This is a genomic window from Celeribacter baekdonensis B30 (assembly GCF_000299875.1).
GTDB classification, from domain to species: Bacteria; Pseudomonadota; Alphaproteobacteria; order Rhodobacterales; family Rhodobacteraceae; genus Celeribacter; species Celeribacter baekdonensis_A.
The window spans coordinates 21,893-33,692 of the sequence record NZ_AMRK01000007.1; the positions used below are offsets into that span (position 1 = coordinate 21,893).

At 60.5% G+C, this 11,800-nt stretch carries 11 protein-coding genes; 9 read left to right on the forward strand and 2 right to left on the reverse strand.

Annotated elements, in window-relative coordinates:
• Window positions 1-12 precede the first annotated feature (12 nt).
• Window positions 13-1,107: a 4-oxalomesaconate tautomerase gene (locus B30_RS12790; protein ID WP_009572514.1), complete on the forward strand. Its 1,095-nt coding sequence runs from the start codon at window positions 13-15 to the stop codon at window positions 1,105-1,107.
• A gap of 11 nt (window positions 1,108-1,118) precedes the next feature.
• Window positions 1,119-2,075 (forward strand): D-2-hydroxyacid dehydrogenase family protein, encoded by a 957-nt coding sequence (locus tag B30_RS12795; RefSeq protein ID WP_009572515.1) that lies wholly within the window; start codon window positions 1,119-1,121, stop codon window positions 2,073-2,075.
• Here B30_RS12795 and B30_RS12800 read toward each other — a convergent pair.
• Window positions 2,056-3,108, reverse strand: coding sequence for an AbrB family transcriptional regulator (locus B30_RS12800; protein ID WP_009572516.1), 1,053 nt, complete (start codon window positions 3,106-3,108; stop codon window positions 2,056-2,058). The two genes, B30_RS12795 and B30_RS12800, sit on opposite strands and share 20 nt — an antisense overlap.
• A gap of 73 nt (window positions 3,109-3,181) precedes the next feature.
• Here B30_RS12800 and B30_RS12805 point away from each other — a divergent pair, with 73 nt between their 5' ends.
• From B30_RS12805 to tcuB, 3 genes are read left to right on the forward strand one after another with little or no spacing between them, the layout of a single operon-like run.
• Entirely contained in the window at window positions 3,182-3,853 is a 672-nt protein-coding gene (locus B30_RS12805) for a GntR family transcriptional regulator (RefSeq protein WP_009572517.1), read from the forward strand.
• A gap of 3 nt (window positions 3,854-3,856) precedes the next feature.
• Window positions 3,857-5,299, forward strand: a complete 1,443-nt coding sequence (gene tcuA, locus B30_RS12810; protein ID WP_009572518.1) for an FAD-dependent tricarballylate dehydrogenase TcuA — start codon at window positions 3,857-3,859, stop codon at window positions 5,297-5,299.
• Window positions 5,289-6,365 (forward strand): tricarballylate utilization 4Fe-4S protein TcuB, encoded by a 1,077-nt coding sequence (gene tcuB / locus B30_RS12815; protein ID WP_009572519.1) that lies wholly within the window; start codon window positions 5,289-5,291, stop codon window positions 6,363-6,365. The genes tcuA and tcuB overlap by 11 nt, the downstream gene beginning before the upstream one ends.
• A gap of 108 nt (window positions 6,366-6,473) precedes the next feature.
• Here tcuB and B30_RS12820 read toward each other — a convergent pair whose 3' ends face one another.
• A complete protein-coding gene (locus B30_RS12820) occupies window positions 6,474-7,370 on the reverse strand; it encodes a LysR family transcriptional regulator (RefSeq protein WP_009572520.1) in 897 nt (298 codons plus the stop codon).
• 87 nt (window positions 7,371-7,457) lie between these two features.
• On the opposite strand from B30_RS12820, the gene B30_RS12825 reads away from it, so the two are divergent.
• From B30_RS12825 to B30_RS12840, 4 genes are all read left to right on the forward strand, one after another.
• Window positions 7,458-8,627, forward strand: a complete 1,170-nt coding sequence (locus B30_RS12825; protein ID WP_009572521.1) for an ABC transporter ATP-binding protein — start codon at window positions 7,458-7,460, stop codon at window positions 8,625-8,627.
• A gap of 85 nt (window positions 8,628-8,712) precedes the next feature.
• The gene (locus B30_RS12830; RefSeq protein WP_009572522.1) at window positions 8,713-9,606 is read left to right on the forward strand and encodes a carbohydrate ABC transporter permease; all 894 of its coding nucleotides are present in this window, start codon (window positions 8,713-8,715) and stop codon (window positions 9,604-9,606) included.
• Window positions 9,603-10,496 (forward strand): carbohydrate ABC transporter permease, encoded by an 894-nt coding sequence (locus tag B30_RS12835; protein ID WP_009572523.1) that lies wholly within the window; start codon window positions 9,603-9,605, stop codon window positions 10,494-10,496. Before B30_RS12830 ends, B30_RS12835 begins: the two co-directional genes overlap by 4 nt.
• Before the next feature lie 49 nt (window positions 10,497-10,545).
• Window positions 10,546-11,793 carry an ABC transporter substrate-binding protein gene (locus tag B30_RS12840; RefSeq protein WP_009572524.1) on the forward strand — a complete coding sequence of 416 codons (1,248 nt, stop codon included), beginning with the start codon at window positions 10,546-10,548 and terminating at the stop codon, window positions 11,791-11,793.
• Window positions 11,794-11,800: the final 7 nt, after the last annotated feature.

Sequence of the window (11,800 nt, forward strand, 5' to 3'; positions counted from 1 at the left end):
CGAAGGTGTGACATGACCCAAACTGCAATCCCCTATCTTTTGTTGCGCGGCGGGACCTCGCGCGGGCCGTATTTCAACCGCGCTGATCTGCCCGAAGATCACGATACGCTGTCGGGCGTTTTGGTCGCGGTCCTCGGTTCGGGGCAAAAGCTCAATATTGATGGCATCGGTGGCGGCGCTGCGGTGACGACCAAGGTTGCGATGTTGTCGAAATCCGATGTTCCGGGGGTCGATATCGACTATTTTTTCGCCCAGGTGTCGGTCGAGGATCGGCTGGTGGATTACAAGCCGACCTGCGGCAATATCCTTTCGGGTGTCGGCCCTGCCGCGATCGAAATGGGCCTGATCACGCCGACCGGTGACGAAACGCGTGTCCGAATCCGGTCGGTCAACACTGGCGCGCGCGTCGAGGCGGTCGTGTCCACCCCGAACGGGCGCGTGAGCTATGAGGGCGAGGCGAAAGTTGACGGTGTGCCGGGCACATCGGCTCCGATTTATCTGAATTTTATGGATGTCGTCGGCTCCGCCACAGGGGCGCTTTTGCCCACGGGGGCGGTGCGCGATGTGATCGACGGGATTGAGGTGACATGTATGGATGTGGCGATGCCGATTGCGATCGCACGCGCCTCTGACTTTGGTCTGACCGGATATGAAAGCGCCGAAGAGTTGGACGCGAACCGTGCGTTTTACGCGCGGATGGAGCCGATCCGCCTTGAGGCGGGCAGGCGTATGGGGATGGGGGATGTGTCCAAATCGGTGACCCCGAAATTTGCCCTGCTGGCCGCCCCCCGCCATGGTGGCACGATCACCGCACGGTATTTCATGCCGTGGAATTGCCACCCGACGATGGCGGTGACCGGCGCGCAATGCCTTGCCTCTTGCGTCCTGACCCCCGGCACCGTGGCCGAAGGACTGTTCGCCCCCCCCTCCGGCAGCCCCGCGTTGGTGCGGATCGAACATGCGAGCGGCGAGATTGACGTGACCGTTGACTATGCCTCGGATGACACGGGCTTTCATCTGAAATCTGCGGGCCTGCTCCGCACCGCGCGTCTGCTTGCGCGCGGCGAAGTTTTCGTGCCTTCTTCGATCTGGGACGGCAAAGCGTAAAGGAGATCGAGATGCGGGTGCATGTGCTGGATGACTGGTCGGACACGCTGCGCAGTTTGCCCTCCTTTGCCCGTCTTTCGGGTCATGAGGTCACGGTCTGGACTGACAGCGCCTCCGAGGGGATCCTTGCCCAACGCCTTGCCCAAGCCGAGGCGTTGGTTTTGTTTCGCGAGCGCACACAGATCACCCGAAGCCTGCTTGAGCGTTTGCCGAATCTCCGGTTGATTTCTGCGCGCGGGGCCTGGCCCCATGTCGATACACAGGCCTGCACCGATCTTGGCATCGCGTTTTGTTCGCAAAAATCCGATGCCGCGCCGAACCATTCTGCGGCGGAGCTGACATGGGCGTTGATCCTGAGCGCGATGCGCGATCTGCCCGCGCAAATGGCGGCGCTGAAAGCCGGACAGTGGCAGGCGGGTGTGGGCCGTTCGCTGCGAGGACGCACCATAGGGATTTATGGGGCGGGCCGCATTGGGCAACTCGTCGCCGGATATGCCCGCGCCTTTGGTATGGAGGTGATTTGGTGGGGCAGCGCGGCGCGGCGGGCCGCTCTTGTGGCCGCAGGCGAGACCGTGCCCGAAAGCCGCGCGGCGTTTTTCGGCGGGGCGGATGTGATTTCGCTGCATTTACGGTTGGTGCCGCAGACCCGTGGCATTGTCACCGCGAAAGACCTTGCCCAGATGCGTGCGGATGCCGTTTTGGTCAACACCTCCCGCGCCGGGTTGATCGAGGTCGGTGCGCTGTTGCCCGCGCTTACCAAAGGACGTCCGGCGATGGCCGCCCTTGATGTCTTTGACGTCGAACCAGTGCTTGACTCGAATGACCCGCTGCTCACCCACCCGCGCGTGATCGCCACGCCACATATTGGGTTTGTCACGCGCGATGAATTCGATCTGCAATTCGGTGAAATCTACGATCAGATCAACGCCTATACATCAGGCGCACCCATCAATCTCGTCGCAGGATAATCTTGGCCGCAATCGGCGCGCCCAGGATCACGATGATCACCCGCGTCAGGTGGTGAACGATCACAAATCCCAAATCCGCCCCGGTGACGATGGCCAGCACGGTCATCTCGGCCTGTCCGCCGGGCGCGAAGGCCAGGAACGCATCCACCGGGGGTGCCAGATGCAGCAAGGTGATCGCCTCAGTGAACCCCGCCGAGAGGGCGGCGAGCAGGGCGACGAACACCACGCCTGAGACAACAAAGCGCCTCAGTTCGCGCCATGTCACCCCGACGTAACAGACACCAATGCCGATGCCGATCAGAAGCTGCGCGGCCAGAATCGCCTCGCGCGGCGGGCGCATATGCAAAAGACCGGTGAGGGACAGGGTGGCCGCCAAGATCATTGGTCCAAGGATTGATGCACCGAACAGATGAAACCTCTCGGCGACTTTCCATCCGACCAATGCCGCAAAGGCCATCAGCCCAATCTGATCCCATGGAAGCTCACGTGCAGGCAGGCCGATCGGGTTGCTCAATCCAACGCCGTAGAGTTGCACGGCAATGATCGGGGCCAAGGTCACGATGATCAAAACCCGTGTCGCATGGATCAGTGAGAGCGCGCGTGCGTCGCCGCCCGCTTCTTGGCCAAACACCACCATGTCCTGCAATCCGCCGGGCATGGCCGCATACCAAGCGGTGACCCGATCATATCCGAGGGCGCGGAAATACGGCAGTCCAACCAAGGCGATCAGCCCGACAAAGACCGGAACCAGTGCCACGGTTTGCGCCATTTTGGGGAGGGCGTGCACGACGTCTGGGGTGATTGAGGCCCCCGCCGCCACCCCCAGAATCGTGCGCGCCGCCACCGAAACCTGGCCCATGCCTTGCAGGGACTGACCCGCGAGGGCGGCAATGAGGCAGGCCAGAAGCGGACCGAACAGAAAGGGCAGGGGCAGACCCAGAGCGATGAAAATCCCCGCTCCGCTCAGCGCAATCGCCATGGTTTTCAGCCGCCGTAGGGCGATTGGGTGGGATGAGAGCAAGCGATGGATCATATGGGCCTCATCTGGTTGACATGATGTGTATCCGAATGTATCCACTAGGATACAAAATCACAAGAGGTCAGATATGTCAGACCACACCGACGAAATTCCTCAGGGCCAAAGCGCCTATCGCCGCTTGCTTGAGGAGATTCGCAATGGCGTTCTCGAACCGGGAATGCGGCTACGCGAAGTCGAGATTGCAGAGCGCCTTGGCCTGTCCCGTACGCCGGTGCGCGAGGCGATGCGACTGCTTGAGGGTGACGGGCTTGTCGTGCACCAGCCGCGTCTTGGAGCGACTGTGCGCGCATTGGGCTATGCCGAGATCATGGAGCTTTACGAAATGCGTGCGGTTCTGGAAGGCACAGCGGCACGGCTCGCGGCGCGCGCGGCCTCCGAGGTGGAGCTGTCTGAGCTGACGGCGCTCAATGCCGAGTTCGCAGAGGCCATTGGTCATCAGGCGAAAGCCGCAGAAATCAACCGCCAGTTCCATATGATTTTGCAAGACGCCGCGAAGAACCGGTTTCTCATCAAATCCATCAGCAGTTTGCAAAAGACGATGATGATCCTTGGCCCGACCACTCTGTTGGATGCCGACCGCGCGCAGAGCGCGGTCGGAGAACACGGGCGGATCATGGCGGCGCTGAACGCGCGCGATGGTGTGCGCGCCGAAGCCGAAATGCGGGCCCATATCGAGGCCGCTCAGCGGGCGCGGCTCAAAGGATTGCGTGCGCGTGAGCGTGCCATTGAGGAGGATTGAGCAATGGTGAAAACGGTTAAAGAGGTGAAATCGGTTAAAGACACCGTGTGGGATGTGATTGTTGTCGGTGGCGGCAACGCGGCGCTTTGCGCGGCCATCACCGCCGCCGAAGCGGGCGCAAAAGTGCTTATTCTGGAAGGCGCGCCCAAAACCTATCGCGGCGGCAATTCGCGCCACACCCGCAATTTCCGCTGCATGCATCAAGGCCCGCTTTCGGTGCTGACCGGGGCCTATCACGAAGACGAGTACTTCAACGATCTGATGCTGGTCACCAAGGGCAAAACGGACGAATCCCTCGCCCGCCACGCCATCCGTGCGTCTGAAGAATGCCTGCCGTGGATGGAGGCGCATGGTGTGCGGTTCCAGCCTTCACTCTCCGGCACGCTGTCTTTATCGCGAACGAATGCGTTCTTTCTTGGCGGCGGCAAGGCACTGGTCAACGCCTATTACAATACTGCGCAGGATCTTGGGGTCACTGTGAAATACGATGCGCAGGTGTCGCATATCGGGATGGTCGGGGACTGTTTCTCCCATGTCGCAGTGTCCTTTGCGGGGGGCGATACGGTTGAGATCAAGGGGCGCGCCGTAGTGCTGGCCTCGGGCGGGTTCCAATCCGATCTTGAATGGCTCACCCGCGCATGGGGGCCTGCGGCGGCGAATTTCCTGATCCGCGGCACGCCCTATAATCGCGGCGTAGTGCTGCGCGACATGCTTGATCAGGGCTGTGAGAGTGTTGGCGATCCGACCCAATGCCACGCGGTTGCGATTGATGGCCGCGCGCCGAAATTTGACGGTGGGATCGTGACGCGGCTTGACTGTGTGCCATTCTCGATCGTGGTGAACCGGGATGGTGAGCGGTTCTATGATGAGGGCGAGGATGTTTGGCCCAAACGCTATGCGATCTGGGGGCGGCTTGTGGCGGGTCAGCCCGATCAGGTCGGCTATGCCATCATTGATGCGCGTTCGCGCGATCTGTTCATGCCCTCGGTGTTTCCGCCGGTGCAGGCCGACACGATTGACGATCTGGCCGACAAACTTGGGCTTGATCCCAACGCGCTGGTCCAAACCGTCGAGACCTTTAATGCCGCCTGCACCGAGGGCGATTTCACGCCCACCGAACTGGACGGTCTGTCTACCACCGGCCTCACCCCGCCCAAAACCAATTGGGCGCGCACGATCAGTCACCCGCCGTTCTATGCCTATCAACTCCGCCCCGGTGTGACCTTTACCTATCTCGGTTTGAAAACCGGACATGACGCCCGTGTGCAAACCACAAATGGTCCGCTCCCGAATGTGTTCGCGGCGGGCGAGATCATGGCGGGTTCGATCCTTGGCCAAGGGTACCTTGCGGGCTTTGGCATGACCATCGGCACAGTGTTCGGGCGGATTGCCGGGCAAGAGGCCGCCAAAATTGTCCTTTCTCAGGAGGCGCAGCATGTCGCTTGACACCCATCTTTCCGAAGCCCGCCGCCAGATCGAGATCTGCAATGCCTGCCGCTATTGCGAAGGGTTCTGTTCGGTTTTCCCCGCCATGACGCGGGAAAAAGCCTTTGCCGATGGCGACCTGACCCATTTGGCAAACCTGTGCCACAATTGTCGGGGCTGCTACTACTCCTGCCAATACACCGAGCCGCATGAATTTGCGCTTAACATCCCGGCAGCCTTGGCCGAGGTGCGCCAAGACAGTTGGGAACGCTTGGTGGGACCACAGGTTCTGGCCAAGGCGTTCCATCGCAGCGGTGTCGCCATCGCCGGGGTGCTTGTGCTTGGGTTTGCCCTGCTGATGGCTCTGATCTCCGTGATGCGGCCGGTCAGTGGCGAAGGGTTCTACGCCGAGCTGTCGCATAACCTGATGGTGGCGCTCTTTGCGCCTGCGTTCCTTTTGCCCTTATATGCCGTGGCCGTGGGGCTGAGACGGTATTGGACGGAAACAGGCGCGCCGAAGATGGTGTTGAGCGATGTTTTCATCGCGTTCAAACAGGCCGGGCAGCTCAAAAACCTCAATGGCGGGCAGGGGCAGGGCTGTAATTTCGAGCGCGAAGATCGCTACACCGATGCACGGCGCTGGTTCCATCAGGCGGTTTTGTTCGGCTTTCTGCTCTGCTTTGCCGCCACCTCTGTCGCGACATTGATGCACTACCTCCTCGACCTCAAAGCGCCTTATCCCCTCTTGAGCCTGCCCAAGATGTTCGGCGTCACCGGAGGTATCCTCTTGGTGATCGGGACGATTGGTCTGGGTTGGCTCAAAACCAAAGCGGACCCTGAACTCGGCGCCAAACGGGTCTGGGGCGGCGAGATGGGCTTTATCGCTTTGTTGGGTTTCACTGCCGCATCGGGGCTGGCGCTATATGCCGCAACGGGAAGTGCCGTGATGCCGATCCTTTTGGTGCTTCATCTCGGTGCCGTGGCGACGCTGTTTCTGCTGCTGCCTTACACGAAAATGGTGCATGGGTTTTTCCGCCTCACCGCCTTGATCGCGGAAGAGGCCATCAAACGCCGTGGTTCGATGTAACGGTCTCCTTGCCGCCGGTGATGCCGGGATCTGCGCGGCGGTTGGGAGGGTCTTTGCGCGATCAGCAATAAGCGCTCATGCGTTGTGAACATGCGCCACGCTGAGACCTCATAATCCACGGCGATCGAACGCAAAGAACACCTCCGGCAAGGTGCCTTTGGTCGCCCGCAGGGTAAAGACGTAATCGGACCGTTCCAGATGCATTTCCCGGCACGGGATCTGGATGAAACCGTCTTGGCGGCTGGCGCCCTTGTTCCACATAAAGCCAACCCCAAGCCGATGTGCAACCGCATCCAGAACCCCGTCGCGGGTGTCGAGGACGATGGAGGCACGCGGAGACAGCCCGGCCTTTTGAAAGGCTTCATCGACAACGCGCTGGGTCGAGGAGCCCGCCGTGCGCATGATCAGCCGTTCCCGCATAAGATCGCGACAACTCACTTCGGTCTGAGCCGCCAACGGGTGCTCGGGGTGGACGATCACCACCACGGACTGGCTCTGAATCTTGCGCCGTTTGAAGCGTGGCTGGTCGGGCACCTCGGGCAAAACCGCGACATCAACCCGACCTTCGGTCACGGCTTGTACGATCTTGCCCCAGCTTCCCATCTCGATGTTCACGTTCACATTCGGGAAATGGTCCTGAAACGCCGCAATCAACGCCATACCCGGCAAAGGATTTCCCAAACCCACACGCAGTTCGCCCTGTTCTAATGTGCTGTGTTGCGACAGGGTTTTCGCAATGCGTTCTCCCGCATCCTCGATCTCTCGTGATGTCTTGTAGATGTCCTGACACAGTTTGGTGGGCACCATGTCGTTGGCCACCCGTTTGAACAATTCCGCATTCAGCGCATGTTCCAGATTGCGCACCTGTTGGCTGATCGTCGCCTGCGAGACGTCCATGCGCCGCGCGGCAGCCGAAAAGCTACCAGTTTCCATCACACCGTTGAGGGCGCGCAGGCGAGCGAAGGTCAGGGCGGCAAGCGCCTCTTTGGGCAACAAGGTCTTCATGTGAGACCTATAGGAACTTCCTGTAACCGTAACATGACTGTTGCAGAAACTTCCTATGAAGCCCCGAACAGAGCGAAGGGGGCCGTCATGGCGACTATCCAATTCCGAGACATCCGAAAGTCCTTTGGCGACACCGATGTGCTCAAAGGCGTCGGGCTTGACATCGCGGACGGCGAATTTTTGTCGCTTGTCGGACCGTCGGGGTGCGGAAAATCCACTCTGTTGCGGATTTTGGCGGGTCTCGAAAGCCAGACCAGCGGATCGGTGACGATTGGCGGTACACCCGTCGACGGGCTGCATGCCGCAGATCGCGATCTGGCCATGGTGTTTCAAAGCTACGCGCTTTACCCGCATCTCAGCGTGGCCGAAAACATCGCCGTGCCGCTGACCATGCGCCGTCTGTCGAGCGCACAGCGGTTGCCGCTGGTCGGGCGCGTCTTGCCGGGCAGCCGGACGACCCGCGCCGCGATTGGCACCACCGTGCGCGAGGCGGCCGAGATGCTTGACATTGCGCATCTGCTCGACCGCAAGCCGGGGCAATTGTCCGGTGGCCAGCGTCAGCGGGTGGCCCTGGGCCGGGCACTGGTGCGCGACCCTTCTGCGTTCCTGCTTGACGAGCCACTGTCCAATCTCGACGCCAAAATGCGCGTGCATATGCGCGCAGAGATCGCCCAGCTTAACCGCAGGCTTGGTGCAACCTTTGTCTATGTCACCCACGATCAGGCCGAGGCGATGACCATGTCGGACCGGATTGCGGTGATGATGGAGGGCGAGTTGCTGCAAGTCGGCACGCCTGACGCGCTTTACGACCACCCGCAAGACCTTCGCGTGGCGCAATTCATTGGCTCGCCCGCGATCAACATCCTGCCGGTCGACACCGACGCCAGCGGCACGATCCACCTGTGTGACATGGCCACTGGCCTGCGTGCAAACGGTCCCGCCATCGAGCATCTGGGTGTGCGCCCTGAGGCCTTTGTGCCCTGCGAAGAGGGCGAGTTGGTTGTGGGCCGTGTGCGGTTGATCGAGAACCTCGGCTCGGACCTGTTCGTGCACCTTGACGCAGCCGGTGTGCCAATGCCTGTGACCGTCCGATTGCCGTCTTCGGCGCGCGGGCACGTCAAGGTGCGTGACGTGATGCGTCTTACCGCCGCGCCCGAACGGATTTGCGGCTTTGACAGCGCTGGCAAAGCCGCCCCTGTCGGCGCCCAGAACAAGGTCCATGACAACGTCCATGACAAGGTGGCACGCCATGTCTGATCTCGCCTCTCTTACGAAGAGTGTTCCGAACCAACAGCGGAGCGTGCGCCCCGAGCACCCCGAGCGACGGCAAGCCCGTGCAGGGATGGTGCTCTTTGCCCCGGCGCTGGTGTTGCTGATCCTCATTCTGATTGTGCCGGTGGGGGTCGCCGCACTCCTGTCGCTCACCGATTACACGCTGGGTCGCCCAAGCATCGACTGGGTGGGCCTGCGCAATTACATCGACATTTTTACCGGCTCTTCCTACCGCAAAATGATCGTGGCCACAGTGCTTTATGTCGCGCTGGTGGTCCCTGCTTCGGTGTTTCTGGGCCTGGGGGCGGCGCTTTTGATCCGCTCGCTCAATGTGGGACAGTCGTTTTACAAAACTGTCTATTTCCTGCCGGTCATGGCCTCGCTTCTGGCCATGGCGATCGTGTGGGAATTTGCTCTGCACCCGACATTGGGGATCGTGAACCGCACGCTTGCGATGGGGTGTGGCACGCCGCTGGAACTGTGGTCCTGGTTCGCACGCAGCTGTATCGATGGCTTTCCGCTTTGGCTCGGAGATCGCGACTATGCGCTCTATACGTTGGCGTTCATCGGCATCTGGCAGAGCTTTGGCTTCAACATGGTGCTCTATCTTGCGGGCCTCACTTCGGTGCCCAACGATCTTTACGGCGCGGCCTCTATGGATGGGGTCAAACGTGGCTGGGAACGGTTTCGCCTGATCACATGGCCGATGCTGGGACCGACGACGGTCTTTGTCGTCACCATCACGATGATCCGCTCATTTCAGGTCTTTGACACGGTCGAAGCCCTCACCCACGGCGGGCCCGCAAAATCCACCTATGTGATGATCTACGCGATCTACGAGAAAGGTATTGCGCAGAACCTCGTCGGGCTGGGGGCGGCCATCACCATCCTCTTTCTGGCCTTTGTCATGCTGATCAGCGTGGCGCAGCGCCGCTTTGTCGAACGTAAGGTGCATTACCAATGACCTATCGCTTTTCCACCCGCCAGACGCTGGCCCATGGGCTTTTGATCCTCGGCGCGATCATCGTTCTGCTGCCCTTTTATGTGATGATTTCGACCTCATTCAAATCGCCCGCAGAGATTGCCACGGGCACCGGAGGTGTGTTCGGGTCGCAGGCGCTGTTTCCCGATCCGACCTGCCTGGCACTGGGCGGCAACGAGACCGAGTGCCTCGTGCGCCCGGTACGTGACAACTATAGCCAAGCGTTCACCGCCGCGCCGCTCTGGCGCTACCTTCTAAACGGGGTGATCGTCACCGCCTCGATCTTTGTGCTGCAAACGTTGATCGCCGTGCCTGCCGCCTATGCGTTGGCCAAGCTTAAGTTCTGGGGGCGCGATGCCGCTTTTGCCCTCGTGTTGTTTTGCCTGCTGATCCCGGTCCATGCCATCGCGCTGCCGCTTTATCTGATGCTGGCAAAACTGGGCCTCACAAACAGCTACGCCGCCCTCATCCTGCCGTGGATCGTGTCGGCCTTTGGCATTTTCCTGATGCGGCAATTTTTCATGACCGTGCCCGATGATCTGATTGATGCCGCGCGCATGGATGGGATGGGCGAGTTCGCGATCATCTGGCGCGTCATGTTGCCCACTGCGATCCCTGCGCTTCTGGCCTTTGCGATCTTCTCGGTCGTGGCGCATTGGAACGATTATTTCTGGCCGCGCATCGTGATCACCGGTGACCGCAGCCTGTTTACGCCGCCCTTGGGTCTTCGCGAATTCAAGGGCGATCTGGGCGGCGACGTCTACGGTCCGATGATGGCCAGTGCAACGATCATCGCTGTGCCGCTCGTCGTCGCGTTCCTGCTGGCGCAGCGCCGTTTCATCGACGGCATCACGCTGTCGGGCATGAAATAACCCCCGTTTCCTCCCTTTCACACAGCCAACCTCCAAAAGGATTTTCCCCGTGAAAACGCTTCTGCCTCTCTCCACCGCTTTGATCGCCGCAATGGCCACCACGCAGGCCCATGCGGTCGATATCGAGGTGGGCTATGCCTATTCCGCAACCTTCGATCTGACGTTTGAGCAGATCATGCAGGAGTTTGCCAAATCCCATCCCGACATCACTGTGACCTTCCGCGCCACCTATGAAAATTACGAGGATGCGACCAACACTGTCCTGCGTGAAGCGGTGGCAAACACGCTGCCCGATGTGTCCTTTCAGGCGCTGAACCGTCAGGCGTTGCTCGTTGAGCGCGGCATCGCCAAACCGCTCGACGCCTATATCGCCGCCGAGCCGGATTTTGAAACCGACGGCTACCACAAAGCCATGCTCGATCTGTCGACCTTTGGCGGACATATCTATGGTCTGCCGTTCTCTGTCTCGACCCCGATCAGTTTTTACAACCGGGACATCTTGAACGCCGCAGGGGTCGATACGCTCCCCGCGACCTGGGACGAGGTCATCGCAGCCTGCCAGTTGATCAAGGCCAAGACCGACAAAGAGCCGCTCTATTGGGAATGGAATATTTCCGGCAACTGGTTGTTGCAGGCGGCGATGTGGAGCCAGGGCGTGCCGATGATCAAGGACGGCAAGCTGAATATGGACAATCCCGAGGGCCTCAAGGCACTTGAGACAGCCAAGGCGATCTTTCGCGACTGTGGCATGAAAAACGTCATCGGTGGTGACGCGGCCAAATCGCTGGCGGCGGGCGATCTGGGCATGTTCTTTAGCTCGACGGCCTATGTCGGCTTTGTCGATCGCTCGAAAGTCGGCGATTGGGAGTTTGTGACCGCGCCCTATCCGGGCATCGACGGCGCGCCGCAGGCTCTGCCGGCAGGTGGCAACTCGGCCATGCTGACCTCGACCTCGCAAGATCCCGAGGTGCTTGAGGCCGCGTGGCAGTTCATCAAATTCACCACCTCCGGCGCGGGGGCTGCTGCCGTGGCGCTCACCACCGGCTATGTGCCGCCGAACAAGGTGGCAAACGAGCTGTTGATGGAAGACTTCTATGCCAAGAACCCCAACAAGCTAACCGCTGTCAATCAACTGCCGCTCTTGTCTGAATGGTTCGCCTATCCGGGAGACAACGGTCTGGCTGTGACCCAGGTGATCGAGGATTACCTTGAGGCCATTTTTGTCGGCGACGCGACCGATATGGAAGAGCTGCGCGACGAGATGGTCGAAGAGGTCAACGCGCTGTTGCCGCGCTAACTGACGT